A 17,201-nucleotide genomic window follows, 5' to 3' on the forward strand; every position below is an offset into this window, starting at 1 on the left:
GCAGGCGTATATGAGTATGACAGATAGATTATTAAATGGTTTAAATCCGCAGCAACAAAAAGCAGTACAAACAACGAACGGACCACTTCTATTAATGGCAGGCGCAGGTAGTGGTAAAACACGAGTGTTAACACATCGTATTGCGTATTTACTTGGTGAAAAAGGAGTAGCACCATGGAACGTACTAGCTATTACCTTTACAAATAAAGCGGCTCGTGAAATGCGCGAGCGTATTGATACACTTGTCGGACCAGAAGCTGAAGATATTTGGATTTCTACGTTCCACTCTATGTGTGTACGTATTTTACGACGTGATATCGATCGCATTGGTATTAATCGTAACTTTACAATTTTAGATTCAGGTGATCAGTTAACTGTAGTTAAAAAAATTATGAAAGAGCGCAATATTGATCCGAAGAAATTTGAGCCGCGCTCTATTTTAGCTGGTATTAGTAATGCGAAAAATGAATTGTTATCTGCGGATAAATATGCGAAGAAAATTACAATTGCTGATCCATATGAAAAATTAACGAGCGATGTATATACAGAATATCAAAAACGTCTTTTGAAAAATAACTCACTAGACTTTGATGATTTAATTATGACGACGATTCAACTATTTGAACGTGTTCCAGAAGTACTAGAGTTTTATCAGCGTAAATTTCAGTATATTCACGTGGATGAGTATCAAGATACGAACAAAGCGCAATACCTTCTTGTTAAACATTTGGCAGCACGTTTTAAAAATTTATGTGTTGTAGGTGACTCAGATCAGTCAATTTATCGCTGGCGTGGTGCGGACATTTCTAACATTTTGTCATTCGAAAAAGACTATGAGAATGCGCAAGTTATTCTGTTAGAACAAAACTATCGTTCGTCACAAAATATTTTAAATGCAGCGAATGCTGTTATTGAAAGAAATACGAATCGTAAACCGAAGAAATTATGGACAGATAATGAAGTTGGAAGCAAAATCTCTTACTATCGTGCTGCAACGGAAAAGGACGAAGCATACTTTGTTGCGAAAAAAATTCGCGACGATATTCAAATGGGAAAACGAAAATATACTGATTTTGCGGTGTTATATCGTACAAATGCGCAGTCTCGTATGGTCGAGGAGATTTTCCTGAAATCTAATATTCCTTACAAAATTGTCGGCGGTACGAAGTTCTACGACCGTAAAGAGATTAAAGACATTTTGGCGTATTTACGCTTAATTGGGAATCCAGATGATGAGATTAGTTTCGCACGTATTATTAACGTGCCAAAGCGCGGAATTGGTGCGACTTCTATCGATAAAATTATTAATTACGGTGTACAAAATGGAATTTCATTAACAGCTGTATTCGATGAGATTGAGCATGTTGGAGTAAGTGCAAAGGTTACAAAGGCAGTAAAAGAATTCGCAGGTTTATTACACAACTGGGTAAATATGCAAGAGTATTTATCTGTTACAGAATTGGTAGAAGAAGTTATTGAAAAAACCGGCTATCGCGACATGTTGAAAAACGAGCGTACGTTAGAAGCGGAAGGTCGTCTAGAGAACTTAGATGAGTTTTTATCTGTTACGCAAACATTTGAATCTCAAAGCGAAGATAAGAGCCTTGTTGCATTCTTAACAGACTTAGCACTTGTTGCAGATATTGATCGTGTAGATGAAGACCCGACTGCTGGTGAGGAAGTTATTTTAATGACGATGCACTCAGCGAAAGGATTAGAATTCCCAGTTGTCTTTATTGTTGGTTTAGAGGAAGGAATATTCCCGCATACTCGTTCCCTAATGGAAGAAGATGAAATGCAAGAAGAGCGTCGTCTTGCTTATGTAGGTATTACTCGTGCAGAAGAAGAGTTGTATTTATCAAATGCACAAATGCGTACTTTATTTGGTAGAACAAGTATGAATGCCGCATCCCGATTCATTACAGAAATCCCGACAGAACTAGTGGAATCATTAAATGAAACAGCGCCGAAGCGTGAAACTTCGTTTGGTGCAAAAGGAAGAACGGCAAGTAGCAGTAAAATGACAACTACAACACGTTCTCGCTCAGCTTTCGCGCGTCCTGCAGCTAAGACGACAGGCGGCGAACAAATCGGCTGGGCGGTAGGCGATAAAGCTTCCCACCAAAAATGGGGAATCGGTACAGTCGTAAGTGTAAAAGGTGAAGGTGATGCAAAAGAATTAGATATTGCGTTCCCAAGCCCAATTGGTGTTAAACGTTTGTTAGCAAAATTTGCACCTGTGACGAAACAATAGGAAAGGAATGAGGATATGTCAAAAGAGATAGCAAAAAAACGTATAGAAGAACTACGTGATTTGTTAAATACATTTAACTATCAATATCACGTGTTAGACAATCCTTCTGTTTCTGATGCGGAGTATGACCGTAATATGCAGGAGCTTATAAAATTAGAAGCAGAGAACCCAGAGTTTATGAGTGAAGATTCTCCCTCCGTTCGCGTTGGGGGAACGGTTCTTGATATATTTGAAAAAGTAACACACAAGTCACCGATGTTAAGTTTAGGAAATGCATTTAACGAAGGAGATTTACGTGATTTTGACCGACGAGTACGTCAAGGAATTGATGATGTGAATGTAAGATATATATGCGAATTAAAAATTGACGGACTTGCTGTTTCACTTCATTATGAAAAAGGACGCTTCATTCAAGGGGCAACACGTGGTGATGGTGTAACAGGTGAAGATATTACTCAAAATTTAAAAACGATTAAAGCAATCCCGCTTCGTTTAAATGAAGAAGTAACGTTAGAAGCACGAGGCGAAGCTTATATGCCGAAGCGTTCATTCGTTAAGTTAAATGAAGAAAAAGAGCAAAATGGTGAAGATGTATTTGCAAATCCGCGTAATGCGGCAGCAGGTTCAATCCGCCAACTTGATCCGAAAATTGCAGCGAAGCGTAACTTATCTATGTTTGTATACGGTCTTGCGAATGTAGAAGAAAAAACAATCCTATCACATAGTGAATCGCTTGATTTCTTAGGTGAACTTGGATTCAAAACAAATCCAAATCGACGCACATGTGAAACAATTGAAGAAGTTATAGCTTATGTAGAAGAATGGCAAGAAAAACGTCCGCATCTTGATTATGAGATTGATGGGATCGTTATAAAAGTAGATGATGTTGCTCTTCAAGAAAGTCTAGGCACTACAGCAAAGAGTCCAAGATGGGCAATTGCTTATAAATTCCCAGCTGAAGAAGTTGTAACAAGATTAACAGGGATTGAATTAAGTGTTGGTCGTACAGGGGTTGTAACACCGACTGCAGAGCTAGAGCCAGTGCGAGTGGCTGGTACGATCGTTCGTCGTGCTTCTTTACATAACGAAGATTTAATTCGTGAAAAAGATATTCGAATTGGTGACTACGTTGTTGTGAAGAAGGCTGGAGATATTATTCCTGAAGTTGTGAATGTTATTTTCGATAAGCGTACTGGTGAGGAAGAAGAATATCATATGCCAACGCATTGCCCAGCATGTGAGAGTGAACTAGTTCGTTTAGAAGAAGAGGTAGCACTTCGTTGTATAAATCCAACTTGTCCTGCTCAAATTCGAGAAGGGTTAATCCATTTCGTTTCAAGAAATGCAATGAATATTGATGGACTTGGAGAACGTGTCATTACACAACTCTTTGAGGCAGATTATATTCGTACATTTGCTGATTTATATTCGTTGACGAAAGAGCAATTATTACAGCTAGAACGATTTGGAGAAAAATCAGCAACGAATTTAGTAAAAGCAATTGAGAATTCTAAAGAAAACTCATTAGAGCGATTATTATTCGGTCTAGGTATTCGCCATGTCGGAGCGAAAGCAGCACGTACATTTGCAGAGCATTTCGAAACGATGGATGCGCTTGTGAAGGCAACGGAAGAAGAACTAAAAGCAATTAATGAAATTGGTGAAAAAATGGCTCAATCCGTAGTAACGTATTTCGATAATGAAGACGTATTAGAGTTATTACAACAATTTAAAGAATACGGCGTGAACATGACATATAAAGGCATGAAAATTGCTGATTTACAAAACGTTGAGTCGTACTTCGCAGGAAAAACTGTCGTTTTAACAGGGAAATTAGAAGTTATGGGACGTAGTGAAGCGAAGAAGAAAATTGAGGCATTAGGTGGAAAAGTAACAGGAAGTGTTAGTAAAAGTACGGATTTAGTTGTTGCAGGTGAAGCGGCAGGTTCGAAATTAGCACAAGCGGAGAAACATAATGTTGAGGTTTGGAATGAAGAGAGGTTCTTACAAGAGCTAAATAAGTAAGAGGTGCAAACTTACCATGAAAAAAATAGCATTAGCGGTATTAAGCCTTGGCCTACTTGTAAGTGGGTGTAGTGCAGGTGCCGACAAAGATGAAAAAGTGGTTGAGAAATCGGGGAAAGCAAAAGAGCAAGCAATCGTCCCGAATTACTCTATTTCGGATGAATATTATAAGACGACTATTCCATTTGAGGGAGGAAACGCACGTGGCTTAGTTGTGCAAGGAGTAAGTAATCGTCTTGATATAGATGAATTTGAAACAGGATTAATGCGTATTGCGAAAGAATCATTTAGTACGAAAGATAATGTTTTAAAAGGCGGAAAGGCCCTAGATACTCAGCATATACAGATGCTTGTTAAAAGAAAACGTACAGATGCAGAACAAAAGGAACTAGAAGATACACTAAAAAAAGATGCGGTTAAATTCCCGAACATAGGGTTGAATCCTGCATTAGGTACAGGATCCGAATCATTAGAAGTGAAAAATAAAAAAAATCCAATATATATTTCAAATATTTTAGAGCATGATTATTATGTGAACAAAGGCGAAAAAAATGAGCGTAGCGGCATTGTAGTTGGATTAGCGATGAATTCGGTTCATTATTATGAGGAAGAGCATGGTTATCCGCGTGAGGCTGCAATTTCGAATGAAAAGATGTTAGCGGAAGGGAAAAAAATGGTGCCAGAAATCTTGAAAGTTATGCATCAACAAGATCCTGAGACAAAAAACCTTCCAATAACATTTGCGATTTATCGTCAGGCTCCAAAGTCTTCGCTCGTGCCAGGTAACTTTGTTTCTTATGCGAATGTTGAAAAAGGCAGTGAAACAGTTGAGGATTGGAAACAAATTAATGAGAAATATTATTTGTTCCCATCTGAACAAGCGAAAACAGATAATAAACGTGAAGATCTGGCGAGAGTATCAAACTTCAAGGCAAAATTAAGCGATTATTTCCAAGGCGACTATACAGCTGTTATCGGTACTGGTATGTATAGAGACGATGAATTAAGAGAAATAAAGCTCGATATTCCTGTCCAGTTTAATGGGAAAGCAGAAATAATTGGCTTTACACAATATGTAGCCGGGCTTGTTATGGAATACTTCCCGAATTATATGAAAGTACAAGTAACGATTAAATCTGTAGAGCGTCCAGAAGCGATTATTATACGTGAAGCGAAGCAAGATGAACCGTATGTGAAAATTTTAGATTAAATACAAGGGCTGTTCCTTTATGGAACGGCTTTTTTTCTTGGGTAATTTTGTTATAATTTAAAATGTTGTAAATAATGGGGTAAGGGGTAAAGCGCATGGACGAATTAAGTTTTCAAGTCATTATTTTATTAATTGCATTCGGTTTTTTAGCAGCTTTTATTGATTCAGTTGTTGGTGGTGGAGGATTAATTTCGCTTCCGGCACTTATGTTTGTTGGTTTACCACCAGCTTCGGCAATTGCAACGAATAAATTAGCTGCAACGATGGGGACGTTTACGAGTGCGATTTACTTTATTCGATCGGGAAAGGTTGATTTTAAAATTGTAGGAAAGTTAATCCCGTTAACTATTATAGGGGCAGTCGCAGGTGCTTTAGTAGTAAAGTTTATTCCGCCGGATATTTTACGTCCGTTAGTGCTTGTGATGTTGGTGTTTATTGCCATTTATATTATTGCGAAAAAGGATTGGGGAAGTGTATCTACCTATAAGAAGATGACGAAAAGAAAAACATTAATATTTTTCTTTGTTATTTTAATGATAGGGTTTTACGATGGGTTTTTTGGACCAGGGACAGGATCCTTCTTAATTTTTGCATTTTTATTAATTGGTTTGGATTTTATTCAAGCAGCAGCATCTGGAAAACTTTTGAACTTTGTTAGTAATATCGTATCGTTAATCACTTTTTTATTTTTAGACGTAATTCATTTTGAATACGGTATTATTATGGGATTATCGATGATTTTGGGCGCTTATTTTGGATCGAAATTTGCAGTTCAAAAAGGTGTTGGATATGTAAGAACTTTATTCTTGTTAGTAACTATTTTATTGATTAGCAAAAACGTTTTGGAATATACTCATATTTTGTAGAGTTATACATTTGTATAACTCTATTTTTTTATTATATTTTAAAAATTAATTAATTTTTAAAATATAAGTCTAGGAATATTTGAATAAATCTAAATTATCGTGTAGAATAATGTTGTAAAATGTAAACGTTTTTCTAAGGGGAGGCTAAAAATAATGGTAGTAGCATACAAACATGAGCCATTTACAGATTTTTCAGTAGAGGCTAACAAATTAGCGTTTGAAGAAGGTTTAAAGAAAGTAGAATCTTATCTTGGACAAGACTATCCATTAATTATTGGGGGAGAAAAAATCACTACAGAAGACAAAATTGTTTCTGTAAACCCTGCAAATAAAGAGGAACTTGTTGGTCGCGTTTCAAAAGCAAGCCGTGAGTTAGCTGAAAAAGCAATGCAAGTAGCGGATGAAACATTCCAAACTTGGAGAAAGTCAAAACCAGAAATGCGTGCAGACATTTTATTCCGTGCTGCAGCGATCGTTCGTCGTAGAAAACATGAATTCTCTGCTATTCTTGTAAAAGAAGCAGGTAAACCATGGAATGAGGCAGATGCTGATACAGCAGAAGCAATCGACTTTATGGAATATTATGGTCGTCAAATGTTGAAATTAAAAGACGGAATTCCAGTAGAAAGCCGTCCAATTGAATATAATCGTTTCTCTTACATTCCATTAGGAGTAGGTGTTATCATTTCTCCTTGGAACTTCCCATTCGCAATTATGGCAGGTATGACAACAGCTGCTTTAGTTTCTGGTAATACAGTATTACTAAAACCAGCTAGTACAACTCCTGTAGTAGCAGCGAAATTCATGGAAGTATTAGAAGAAGCTGGCTTACCAGCTGGCGTAGTAAACTTCGTACCAGGTAGTGGTTCTGAAGTTGGTGATTACTTAGTAGATCACCCTCGTACACGTTTCATTAGCTTCACTGGATCTCGTGATGTAGGTATCCGTATTTATGAGCGTGCAGCGAAAGTAAACCCAGGCCAAATTTGGTTAAAACGCGTTATCGCTGAAATGGGTGGTAAAGATACAATCGTTGTTGATAAAGAAGCAGATCTTGAATTAGCAGCTAAATCTATCGTTGCATCAGCATTCGGATTCTCAGGACAAAAATGTTCTGCATGTTCTCGTGCAGTAATCCACGAAGATGTATACGATCACGTATTAAATCGTGCTGTTGAATTAACGAAAGAATTAACAGTTGCTAACCCAGCTGTATTAGGTACAAACATGGGTCCTGTTAATGACCAAGCTGCATTCGATAAAGTAATGAGCTATGTTGCAATTGGTAAAGAAGAAGGTAGAATCTTAGCAGGTGGCGAAGGAGACGATTCTAAAGGCTGGTTCATCCAACCAACAATCGTTGCTGACGTTGCAGAAGATGCTCGCCTAATGAAAGAAGAAATCTTCGGACCAGTAGTAGCATTCTGTAAAGCAAAAGACTTTGACCATGCACTTGCGATTGCAAACAATACAGAATACGGTTTAACAGGAGCAGTTATCTCTAACAACCGTGACCATATTGAAAAAGCACGTGAAGACTTCCACGTAGGTAACTTATACTTCAACCGTGGATGTACTGGTGCAATCGTAGGATACCAACCATTTGGTGGCTTTAATATGTCTGGTACAGACTCTAAAGCTGGTGGCCCTGACTACTTAGCACTTCACATGCAAGCAAAAACTACTTCTGAAACTTTATAAGAAATAGTAAGAGAGATCTTCGCAGTATGCGAAGATCTCTTTTTTCTGCTTATATGTGGATTAAGATACATATAAGCAGAAAAAATAATATAAGGTTTACTTCAGTAAAATAAGGTATATTATATTGGTTGAATAAATTCTCTTTCAAGATAAGAAAAGTAGGTGAACAAAATGGGAAAATATCAATTGGATTATAAAGGTCAGGTAGCTGTCGCAAAGTTTCATGAAAAACAGACGCCTGTCAAATTTGATAAAAAGCAGCAAATTGAAAAATTGCGTGCGGAGTATTTGAAAAAGAAACAAAAACAAACAGATAAATAGTAGGAGAAACTAGTTAATTTGAATAAAAAACACTTACCATATATTACTATTTGGTAAGTGGAACTAGCTAAACCCTATTCATATCAGGATAAACATGTAAATAGAAACAAAACAATGAGAAAAGTTGACTTATTAGTCACATTTTTTTGTATTCATTTTAAGGATTTCCTGTATAATACAATTTGAAAGAAAATCTATGGTTTGACAAGAAACACTCTTTTCGGTTTTGCTCACTGAAGAGAGTGTTTTTTTGTAGCTAAAAACTCCTCTGTACTCATTACATTTGCATAGACACCATTTAAACTAGCTAAAATTGTGTTATGAATATAAACGGCTGGTATAGTAGCATTCTTAAAAGAAAGGTCTTTTGTAGCACAAGCATCATGTATAACAGTACATTGCAAGCCGAAATCAAAGGCAGCCCTTACGGTAGCATCAATACACATATGAGTCATCATCCCGCATATGACAACGTGTTCAATAGCTAAACGTTGTAATTGCTTTAGAAGATCAGTTTCGCGAAAACTATTTGGATAATGCTTGAGTATAACCGTTTCTTCTCTAAGTGGGCGTACACTTTCATGAATATGTACACCTTCTGTATTGGGGAGGAAAAAAGTAGCGTCCTCTTTTATTGCTACATGTTGGATATGAAAAATAGGTTCGTTTTTCTTTCTAAAGAGCTGTAGTAGCCGACGGGCATATGCGCTTGCTTCGACTGGATTACGTAATTCCATTTTGCCGTGTGGAAAATAATCATTTTGAATATCAATGAGTAAAAGAGCTGTTTTCATATATTTATCTTCCTCCGATTTCATATTCAAATAATGGTATTCAATTAGTAGAGAAGATTATCCTTTTAAAAAATATGCAAGAGGAGAATTTTACATAACTTTAAAGATTACTATTTTTTCTTGAATTTTTCATCTGAAAATTTTAATAAAGAAATAATTAATATTTTTCTAAAAAATGTATTGACTCTTATTATTCTGAGTTCTATAATGAGAATTAATTAAACGACAATTAAATCGATACATTCTTATCCAGAGAGGTGGAGGGACTGGCCCTACGATACCTCAGCAACGGGTTTTTTTAATACCGTGCTAACTCCAGCAAGCCTATGAAAGGCTTGGAAGATGAGAAGATGTGAACGAGTACATATAAGTGCTCTCCTTCTTATCTTTATGGTTGATAAGAAGGAGAGCACTTTTTATTTTACCTCGAGAGCTCTGCTTCAAGTTTTCACAGCATATAGGAGGGGAAAAAATGATTTCTTTTAACAATGTAAGTAAAGTATATGAAACAGGTGGGCAATCTGTTCATGCGGTGGAGGATGTAACATTATCAGTTGAGAAAGGCGAAATTTTTGGCATTATCGGTTTTAGTGGCGCTGGAAAGAGTACGTTATTACGCCTAGTAAACATGTTAGAGAGACCAACGGCAGGAACGATTTCAATAGATGATAAAGAGATTACATCATTATCGACGAAAGAATTACGGAAGCTAAGACAAAGAATCGGGATGATTTTTCAAAGTTTTAATTTATTTAATTCAAGAACAGTATTTGGGAATATTGCTTATCCATTAAAGTTAGCGAAAGTACCAAAGAATGAGATAAAAGAAAGAGTAAATGAATTGCTGAAGTTTGTAGGGTTAGAAGATAAAGCAAACAATTACCCAGAGCAGCTATCAGGTGGACAAAAGCAGCGTGTTGGTATTGCTAGAGCGCTCGCAACATCACCAGATATTCTTATATGTGACGAAGCAACATCAGCTTTAGATCCAGAAACAACGACAGAAATTTTGAACTTATTAAAGAAAGTAAATCGAGAATACAACTTAACAATTCTTCTTATTACACATGAAATGCATGTTGTGAAAGAAATTTGTCACCGTGTAGCTGTAATGGAGAAAGGAAAAGTTATTGAAGAAGGAAAACTGTTTGATGTTTTCACACAACCAAAAACAAAGACGACTCAAAACTTTGTACGTTCTGTTATTAATGATCATTTACCGGAAAGTGTTTTAGCAAAAATTCAAAATGGTGGTCAGATTTATCGTCTAACATTTACTGGCGAGGAGACAGGACAGCCAGTACTATCATATATCGCAAAAAACTATAATGTCGATGTAAATGTACTGTACGGAAATATTATTGAACTTCAAAATGTGCTATTTGGAAATCTTCTTGTAGAATTGCAAGGTGAACAGAGGGAAATTCAAAAAGCATTACAACATCTAAGACTGCAAGTGCAGCTGAAGGAGGTAGAAGCTCATGCGAGTTGATTGGAGTATATTTTGGCCGCGCATAGTAGATGCGACGGGGGATACTCTCTTAATGGTAATTGTAACCCTTATATTTGCTACAATTCTTGGTATACCTCTAGGTTTACTTCTATATGTAACGAGAAAAGGAAACTTTTTAGAAAATAAATGGGTCTTTTCTATTCTTAATATTATCATTAATACAATTCGTCCGATTCCATTCATCATCTTCTTAGTAGCTTTAAGCCCGCTAACAAGAAGTGTTATCGGAACGACAATTGGAACGGCGGCAGCAATTTTCCCAATGACGTTAGTTGCATCAATCGGTATTGCTAGAATGGTTGAAACAAATCTTGTTTCTGTTCCGAAAGGGGTAATCGAAGCAGCTCAAGCGATGGGTGCTTCACCAATTAGAATTGTTTTTGAAATCCTTGTACCAGAAGCGTTAGCGCCATTAATTTTAGGTGTTACATTTATGACAGTTGGTTTAATTGAATTTTCTGCAGTGGCTGGGCTTGTCGGTGGTGGCGGTCTTGGTGACTTAGCAATGACATATGGTTATCAACGTTTTGATACATCAGTTATGTTCGTAACGGTCGTTTTACTTATTATTCTCGTACAGTTAGCTCAAAATTTAGGAAACTACTTTGCGAAAGTCTTTTTACGCAGATCATAAAAAGAAAGAGGGGAAAGAAAATGAAGAAAATTTTAGCGTTTGCATTATCAGCGATTGTAGGGGTTTCAGCGTTAAGCGGTTGCTCAAGTGGAGACACGGGGGCAGGGGCGAAAGAAAAAGTAGTTCGTGTCGGTGTAACTGGAACGGATGGAGACGCTTGGGAAATTTTGAAGAGGAAAGCTGAAAAAGAAGGAATTAAAGTTAAACTGGTTGAGTTCTCTGATTACACGACGCCAAATAAAGCGTTAGCTGATGGAGATATTGAGCTAAACTCATTCCAGCATATTGCTTTCTTAGAGCAATTTAAAAAGGAGCATAAATTAGATATTACAGCTGTTGGTACAACGCAAATTGCACCAATGGGTTTATACTCTGAAAAACATAAGAAAGCAAATGAAATTCCAGATGGTTCTGAAATTGCGATTCCCAATGATCCAACGAACCAAGCACGTGCATTAAAACTTCTTGATGCAGCTGGGTTATTAAAGCTTAAGAAAGACTTTGGCTTATTTGGAGATTCAAGCGGCATTGCTGAAAATCCGAAGAAATTAAAAATTACACCGGTTATCGCACAGCAAACACCTCGTGTATTAAAAGATGCTGCAGCTTCAGTTATTAATAACGGTGTTGCTGGTCAAGCTGGATTAGATCCAGCTAAGGATCCAATTTTCTTAGAAGATCCAAAGAATGAAAATGCGAAGCCATATATTAATATTTTCGCAGCTCGTACGAAAGATAAAGATGATCCAACACTGAAAAAAGTAATTGAACTATATCATTCAAAAGAAGTAACAGAGGCAATTAAGAAAGAAACAAATGATGGTTCCATTTCAGTAGATCTTTCACTTGATGAGCTTGAAAAGATCGTAAAATAATGATTGGGTTTAATGGACTAACAGAAGGAACCCCTCCGCTGTTAGTTCGTTCAACATATAATCTACTTAACAAACAAAACAAACCCTAATTCTGTACCTTCCAATTCTGTATAACATAGAATCCAATGTTTGTTAAGTAGAGTAATGGACCAGGAGTTTTCCTGGTCTTTTTTTATTACTGAAAGCAACTAGCAAGTAGTAAGGTAATCCAAATTATAATGGGGTAAGAAAATAAGCTGAACACGAGTGTAATTACGAATTGCTTTTTTTGAATTAAGTGTTTTTGGGATGAAAAAAAGAAAATAGAAAAGATAACAATGAAAACAGCTGATATTACGCCCGGATTATAGGAGCGGTAAATAAAAAACAAAATAATATGTTGAACAGAGTTGAAGAAGATAGCTCCTTGTATAAAAATAATCCAGTATATAGAAGACAAGAAGTTTAGTTGATATAGAAAGACGATAAGTAAGACAAAGAGAGTTAATACAGAAATTGCAATGAAAAATTGTTGGCTAGTTATAAAAGTAATTGAAAATTGATTAGCAAGATATTGTGGCATTTGGAAAGATTCTTCAAGGTTATGAATGAGAAATAACAAGGGAATCATCCAAAGCATAATAGTGGAATGTTTTTTAAACAACTTACATCGCTCCAATATAGAGATAGAAAGCCTAAAAAGGCCCTCTATCCAGAGATATTCATTCGATTATAATATTTTTTAAATTATTTTTATGATGCCCTTGTTCTTTCGGATAAGCAGCTAGCTCCTCTTGTAAAATATTTAGTATTTGCTTAGCTGATTGCTGGATGGGTGCAGGTAACTCTTCTAATATATGCATACCCATTTTTATTTTTGTACGAATTACCTTCCTTATTAATTCCTCATGCATGCACGACACCTCCAAAACGAATGTTTAGTACATCATCTTCAAATTTTGCTCCTTGAATAGAAAGGTGTGTTAACGTTTTGGGTAATGTGATGTTTCGTTTAACAGAACCAGCACGAATGATAAGCTCGTCACCTTTTTGATTTAATGCAAGTTCACTTTTGTTAGAGAAGGGAATGGACAGAACGAAAATATACTCATCGCCATCTTTTTTTACATATTGAGTGCGACCGTTAAATTTTACTTCAGTAGGACAATAATCTTCTTTAAATAAAGCATCTCCAACGCGTTCTAACATAGGTAAGCCAACAACTTCTTGTTCAAACATTGGAGCTTCGTAAATAGGAAGTGGATCAAAACTATTTTGAATTAATGTTTTATATTTCTTTTGAGTATCTTTCCAAGCTTGAAAATAAGGATCGATGACAGTGTTAGGGATGACGCGGTTAATCATAATCGCATCTACGTTATAATCGTATAAATTTAAATACGTAAAGCTACGCTGAGCCTCTTTAATGACCATTTTTTCGGGATTTACAACGATGCGGATACTTGTTACGTCTCGGTTTGATAAAATATCTCTCATTTCTCCAAGTTGTTCAAGTGTATTTGTTAATTCGTCCATAATATCATCGGTTGGAAGGGGGACACCAAGAAGTGGTTGAGCTACAGGGCGAACAACTTTTAAAACTTTTCTTTTAATAGGGAAGAGTTTTTCCATCCACCAGCCGAGCATGTCTGGAAAACTGAGCATTGCTAATGTTTCTCCTGTTGGAGCACAATCAATGATAATAACGTCATATGTGTTTTGTTTATAATAATCGAGTACGCGAAGTAAACTAATTAAATCTTCCATACCGGGAAACATCGTTAACTCTTCGGTTGTAATATCATCAGCTGCTTTGGAAGTGAAAAGTAGTGTAATATATTTCTGTAACTTTCCCCAGCCCTTTTCCATTTCATAAATTGTATTAATTTCTTGTGCCCATAGGTTTTCACGAATTTCTAATGGTTCAGAAGATAGTTTTATACCAAATGAATCTCCTAAACTATGAGCTGGGTCTGTGCTCATTACTAAAGTTTTTAATCCTTGTTTTGCGCTTTGAAGTGCAGTTGCCGCTGAAATGCTAGTTTTTCCTACGCCGCCTTTACCTGTATACAAAATAATTCTCATCATTCATATCCCCTTTGTTTCGAGCATCGAATATTACGAGTAACGAAATATTTTTTTGAATAAAAACCCTATTAAGGTTTTTATTCAATCGGAATGTTTTTCATTTTAGGTGCAGAAACCTTTTCTTCTGTTTTTTGCTGTGATGTAGCAATGTGATTCATAATCTTTTGGAAGATTTGTAGTAAAAATGCTTTTTCTTCTTCCGATAATGCTTCGGTCACTAGGTTAAAATAATGGGCTGCATTTTGTTTTACTTCTTGAACGAGCATTACACCGTTTTCTGTTAAACGAATTAATACAATGCGTCGGTCGTTTTCATCACGGTATCTTTCAATATATCCTTTTTTTACAAGGCGATTTACAACACCTGTCGTTGTACTCATCGGTATATCAAGAAGATCAGCGATTTTTGTCATTGTAATATCCGTATTTCGCTCCATCCAAAGTAAACAAAATACTTCAGTTTTAGAAAGTGTTAAATCTAAGCTTACCCATTCTTCAGGATAGAAAAGTTTCTTGGCGTTATCTAGCAGTAAGTCTAAAAAATGTTCGTATTGCAACAATTAATTCCACTCCCGTATATTTCGAGGTTCGTAATATTTATTTTTATTTTATGTAGAATTGAAATAAATGTCAATGTTTTTAACTGTTTTTTCAGATTAGAAAGAAAACTATCTTTAAAATAATATTTTTTTGTGATAGATTTATAAATAGTAAACTAGAATTTACATAAAAATCCATCATGGTAAATATACTTATCTATAATGGATGTACAGCTAACGAGGGGGAGAACGATGAGAAGACGTAATACGCAAGCGTTCACGTTTTTAGCATGGACTTCATTTGTTTGCGCGCTTTCAGGTATGCTAATTGGAATTTATACGCTAGATGAAACGCTTAGTGTAAAAGGATATTATTTACTTGGAACATTATTTTTAACGATGTCTTGTTTTGTATTACAAAAAACAATTCGTGATAATGAAGAAGATAACGAGAGATTTCCGAAAAATAAACCGTTAGATAAAGAGTAAATCGTAAAGAAAGGCGTTTGCCTTTCTTTTTTTATGTAAAAATGCTGTAAGTGCCGTGTGTTGACTTGCTTGAAGTACTGAAAATTTGGTATCATCAATAGTATTGTAGATTGAACGATATATTATGGAGGTGGCCTAGCCGTGTCAAGAATTTCCGTTGAGAATGTAAAGCACGTAGCACATTTAGCACGTCTTGCAATTACTGATCAAGAAGCAGAAAAATTTCAAAAACAACTAGATGCAATTGTTACATTTGCAGAACAGTTAAATGAATTAGATACAACAGATGTAAAACCAACAACTCATGTATTAACTATGAAAAATGTTATGCGTGAAGATGTACCAGAAAAAGGTTTACCAGTTGAAGAAGTATTAAAAAATGCACCGGATCACAAAGATAATCAAATCCGTGTTCCAGCAGTATTAGAATAGAGGAGGGGAATTTCGATGTCATTATTTGATCATTCAGTATCAGAGTTACATAAGAAATTAAACAACAAAGAAATTTCCGTTACGGATTTAGTAGAAGAATCTTACAAACGTATTGCGGATGTTGAAGATAACGTAAAAGCTTTTCTTACATTAGATGAAGAAAACGCACGCGCGAAAGCGAAAGAATTAGATGCGAAAATTGGTGCTGAAGATAACGGTTTATTATTCGGTATGCCAATCGGTGTTAAAGATAACATTGTAACTAACGGTCTTCGTACGACTTGTGCAAGCAAAATGTTAGCAAACTTCGATCCAATTTATGATGCGACAGTTGTGCAAAAGCTAAAAGCTGCTGACACAATTACAATCGGTAAATTAAATATGGACGAGTTCGCAATGGGCTCTTCAAATGAAAACTCAGGTTTCTACGCTACGAAAAATCCGTGGAACTTAGATTACGTTCCAGGCGGATCTAGTGGTGGTTCTGCAGCAGCTGTAGCAGCAGGAGAAGTATTATTCTCTCTAGGTTCTGATACGGGTGGTTCTATCCGTCAACCAGCTGCATATTGCGGCGTTGTAGGTTTAAAACCAACTTACGGACGTGTATCTCGTTACGGATTAGTAGCATTTGCATCTTCACTTGATCAAATCGGACCGATTACACGTACAGTAGAAGACAATGCATACTTATTACAAGCTATTTCAGGTCTTGACCGTATGGATGCAACTTCTGCTAACGTTGAAGTAGGAAACTACTTAGCTGGTTTAACAGGCGACGTTAAAGGTTTACGCATTGCTGTACCGAAAGAATACTTAGGAGAAGGTGTTGGCGAAGAAGCTCGTGAGTCAGTACTAGCTGCTTTAAAAGTATTAGAAGGTATGGGCGCAACTTGGGAGGAAGTATCTCTTCCACACTCTAAATACGCTCTAGCAACGTATTACTTATTATCTTCTTCTGAAGCATCAGCTAACCTTTCACGCTTTGATGGCGTACGTTATGGTGTTCGTTCTGATAATGTGAATAACTTAATGGATCTTTACAAAAACACACGTAGCGAAGGCTTCGGTGATGAAGTAAAACGTCGTATTATGCTTGGTACATTTGCTCTTAGCTCTGGTTACTATGATGCATATTACAAAAAAGCACAACAAGTACGTACATTAATTAAAAACGACTTTGAAAATGTATTTGCTAACTACGATGTTATTATTGGACCAACAACGCCAACTCCGGCATTTAAAGTGGGCGAAAAAGTTGATGATCCAATGACAATGTATGCAAATGACATTTTAACAATCCCAGTAAACTTAGCAGGTGTTCCAGCGATTTCTGTTCCATGTGGATTCGGTGCTAACAACATGCCACTTGGTTTACAAATCATTGGTAAACACTTCGATGAAGCGACAATTTACCGCGTTGCACATGCGTTTGAGCAAGCAACAGACCATCATACAAAAAAAGCAAGTCTGTAAGGAGGCGA

17 protein-coding genes and 1 riboswitch are annotated in these 17,201 nt (G+C 36.3%); of the genes, 12 read left to right on the forward strand and 5 right to left on the reverse strand.

The annotated features are described in order from the left end of the window. Positions 1-10 precede the first annotated feature (10 nt). The 6 genes from pcrA to RTP99_RS18150 all read left to right on the forward strand — a co-directional run bounded on the left by pcrA (position 11) and on the right by RTP99_RS18150 (position 8,377). Complete coding sequence (gene pcrA / locus RTP99_RS18125) at positions 11-2,254, forward strand: DNA helicase PcrA (protein ID WP_011039939.1); 2,244 nt, start codon at positions 11-13, stop codon at positions 2,252-2,254. Positions 2,255-2,269: 15 nt separating this feature from the next. Further along, positions 2,270-4,279, forward strand: coding sequence for an NAD-dependent DNA ligase LigA (gene ligA, locus RTP99_RS18130; RefSeq protein ID WP_000031447.1), 2,010 nt, complete (start codon positions 2,270-2,272; stop codon positions 4,277-4,279). A gap of 16 nt (positions 4,280-4,295) precedes the next feature. Next, positions 4,296-5,489, forward strand: coding sequence for a CamS family sex pheromone protein (locus RTP99_RS18135; RefSeq protein ID WP_000717040.1), 1,194 nt, complete (start codon positions 4,296-4,298; stop codon positions 5,487-5,489). A gap of 95 nt (positions 5,490-5,584) precedes the next feature. Then, positions 5,585-6,355 carry a TSUP family transporter gene (locus RTP99_RS18140; protein WP_000343961.1) on the forward strand — a complete coding sequence of 257 codons (771 nt, stop codon included), beginning with the start codon at positions 5,585-5,587 and terminating at the stop codon, positions 6,353-6,355. 153 nt (positions 6,356-6,508) lie between these two features. Then, positions 6,509-8,056, forward strand: coding sequence for an L-glutamate gamma-semialdehyde dehydrogenase (pruA, locus tag RTP99_RS18145; RefSeq protein WP_000259559.1), 1,548 nt, complete (start codon positions 6,509-6,511; stop codon positions 8,054-8,056). A gap of 171 nt (positions 8,057-8,227) precedes the next feature. After that, complete coding sequence (locus RTP99_RS18150) at positions 8,228-8,377, forward strand: hypothetical protein (RefSeq protein WP_000521648.1); 150 nt, start codon at positions 8,228-8,230, stop codon at positions 8,375-8,377. Between the two features lie 230 nt (positions 8,378-8,607). Here RTP99_RS18150 and RTP99_RS18155 read toward each other — a convergent pair whose 3' ends face one another. After that, entirely contained in the window at positions 8,608-9,171 is a 564-nt protein-coding gene (locus tag RTP99_RS18155) for a cysteine hydrolase family protein (RefSeq protein ID WP_000844890.1), read from the reverse strand. A 242-nt stretch (positions 9,172-9,413) separates the two neighbouring features. Then, a riboswitch (SAM riboswitch) is annotated at positions 9,414-9,520 on the forward strand. Between the two features lie 123 nt (positions 9,521-9,643). Here RTP99_RS18155 and RTP99_RS18160 point away from each other — a divergent pair. From RTP99_RS18160 to RTP99_RS18170, 3 genes are read left to right on the forward strand one after another with little or no spacing between them, the layout of a single operon-like run. Further along, a complete protein-coding gene (locus RTP99_RS18160; protein ID WP_000622992.1) occupies positions 9,644-10,663 on the forward strand; it encodes a methionine ABC transporter ATP-binding protein in 1,020 nt (339 codons plus the stop codon). Further along, complete coding sequence (locus tag RTP99_RS18165) at positions 10,653-11,318, forward strand: methionine ABC transporter permease (protein ID WP_001261879.1); 666 nt, start codon at positions 10,653-10,655, stop codon at positions 11,316-11,318. Before RTP99_RS18160 ends, RTP99_RS18165 begins: the two co-directional genes overlap by 11 nt. A 20-nt stretch (positions 11,319-11,338) precedes the next feature. Next, positions 11,339-12,193 (forward strand): MetQ/NlpA family ABC transporter substrate-binding protein, encoded by an 855-nt coding sequence (locus RTP99_RS18170; protein WP_000721608.1) that lies wholly within the window; start codon positions 11,339-11,341, stop codon positions 12,191-12,193. A gap of 175 nt (positions 12,194-12,368) precedes the next feature. On the opposite strand, the gene RTP99_RS18175 is transcribed toward RTP99_RS18170, so the two are convergent. The 4 genes from RTP99_RS18175 to RTP99_RS18190 all read right to left on the reverse strand — a co-directional run bounded on the left by RTP99_RS18175 (position 12,369) and on the right by RTP99_RS18190 (position 14,820). Next, positions 12,369-12,836, reverse strand: coding sequence for an HXXEE domain-containing protein (locus tag RTP99_RS18175; RefSeq protein WP_011039940.1), 468 nt, complete (start codon positions 12,834-12,836; stop codon positions 12,369-12,371). Positions 12,837-12,894: 58 nt separating this feature from the next. Next, positions 12,895-13,086, reverse strand: a complete 192-nt coding sequence (locus RTP99_RS18180) for a DUF3926 domain-containing protein (protein WP_000544085.1) — start codon at positions 13,084-13,086, stop codon at positions 12,895-12,897. Next, positions 13,079-14,260, reverse strand: coding sequence for an ArsA family ATPase (locus RTP99_RS18185; RefSeq protein WP_002026876.1), 1,182 nt, complete (start codon positions 14,258-14,260; stop codon positions 13,079-13,081). The genes RTP99_RS18180 and RTP99_RS18185 overlap by 8 nt, the downstream gene beginning before the upstream one ends. Positions 14,261-14,337: 77 nt before the next feature. After that, on the reverse strand, positions 14,338-14,820 hold the full coding sequence (locus RTP99_RS18190; RefSeq protein WP_000942476.1) for a MarR family winged helix-turn-helix transcriptional regulator: 483 nt from the start codon (positions 14,818-14,820) through the stop codon (positions 14,338-14,340). Positions 14,821-15,051: 231 nt separating this feature from the next. Between RTP99_RS18190 and RTP99_RS18195 the strand changes: the two genes are divergently transcribed. From RTP99_RS18195 to gatA, 3 genes are all read left to right on the forward strand, one after another. Beyond that, positions 15,052-15,288, forward strand: coding sequence for a YiaA/YiaB family inner membrane protein (locus RTP99_RS18195; protein WP_001254396.1), 237 nt, complete (start codon positions 15,052-15,054; stop codon positions 15,286-15,288). Positions 15,289-15,429: 141 nt separating this feature from the next. Then, positions 15,430-15,720, forward strand: coding sequence for an Asp-tRNA(Asn)/Glu-tRNA(Gln) amidotransferase subunit GatC (gatC, locus tag RTP99_RS18200; RefSeq protein ID WP_000086999.1), 291 nt, complete (start codon positions 15,430-15,432; stop codon positions 15,718-15,720). Positions 15,721-15,735: 15 nt separating this feature from the next. Continuing rightward, entirely contained in the window at positions 15,736-17,193 is a 1,458-nt protein-coding gene (gene gatA / locus RTP99_RS18205) for an Asp-tRNA(Asn)/Glu-tRNA(Gln) amidotransferase subunit GatA (protein ID WP_000051445.1), read from the forward strand. Positions 17,194-17,201 lie beyond the last annotated feature (8 nt).

The organism is Bacillus sp. (in: firmicutes) (assembly GCF_031983925.1).
Taxonomy (GTDB): domain Bacteria; phylum Bacillota; class Bacilli; order Bacillales; family Bacillaceae_G; genus Bacillus_A; species Bacillus_A pacificus.

Bases quoted from the DNA above. Each gene is read 5' to 3' on its own strand.
- RTP99_RS18150 (WP_000521648.1), top strand. From the start codon at position 8,228: ATGGGAAAATATCAATTGGATTATAAAGGTCAGGTAGCTGTCGCAAAG.
- RTP99_RS18170 (WP_000721608.1), top strand. From the start codon at position 11,339: ATGAAGAAAATTTTAGCGTTTGCATTATCAGCGATTGTAGGGGTTTCA.
- RTP99_RS18135 (WP_000717040.1), top strand. From the start codon at position 4,296: ATGAAAAAAATAGCATTAGCGGTATTAAGCCTTGGCCTACTTGTAAGT.
- pruA (WP_000259559.1), top strand. From the start codon at position 6,509: ATGGTAGTAGCATACAAACATGAGCCATTTACAGATTTTTCAGTAGAG.
- RTP99_RS18160 (WP_000622992.1), top strand. From the start codon at position 9,644: ATGATTTCTTTTAACAATGTAAGTAAAGTATATGAAACAGGTGGGCAA.
- pcrA (WP_011039939.1), top strand. From the start codon at position 11: ATGAGTATGACAGATAGATTATTAAATGGTTTAAATCCGCAGCAACAA.
- RTP99_RS18195 (WP_001254396.1), top strand. From the start codon at position 15,052: ATGAGAAGACGTAATACGCAAGCGTTCACGTTTTTAGCATGGACTTCA.
- RTP99_RS18180 (WP_000544085.1), bottom strand. From the start codon at position 13,086: ATGCATGAGGAATTAATAAGGAAGGTAATTCGTACAAAAATAAAAATG.
- RTP99_RS18140 (WP_000343961.1), top strand. From the start codon at position 5,585: ATGGACGAATTAAGTTTTCAAGTCATTATTTTATTAATTGCATTCGGT.
- RTP99_RS18165 (WP_001261879.1), top strand. From the start codon at position 10,653: ATGCGAGTTGATTGGAGTATATTTTGGCCGCGCATAGTAGATGCGACG.
- RTP99_RS18155 (WP_000844890.1), bottom strand. From the start codon at position 9,171: ATGAAAACAGCTCTTTTACTCATTGATATTCAAAATGATTATTTTCCA.
- RTP99_RS18185 (WP_002026876.1), bottom strand. From the start codon at position 14,260: ATGATGAGAATTATTTTGTATACAGGTAAAGGCGGCGTAGGAAAAACT.
- ligA (WP_000031447.1), top strand. From the start codon at position 2,270: ATGTCAAAAGAGATAGCAAAAAAACGTATAGAAGAACTACGTGATTTG.
- gatA (WP_000051445.1), top strand. From the start codon at position 15,736: ATGTCATTATTTGATCATTCAGTATCAGAGTTACATAAGAAATTAAAC.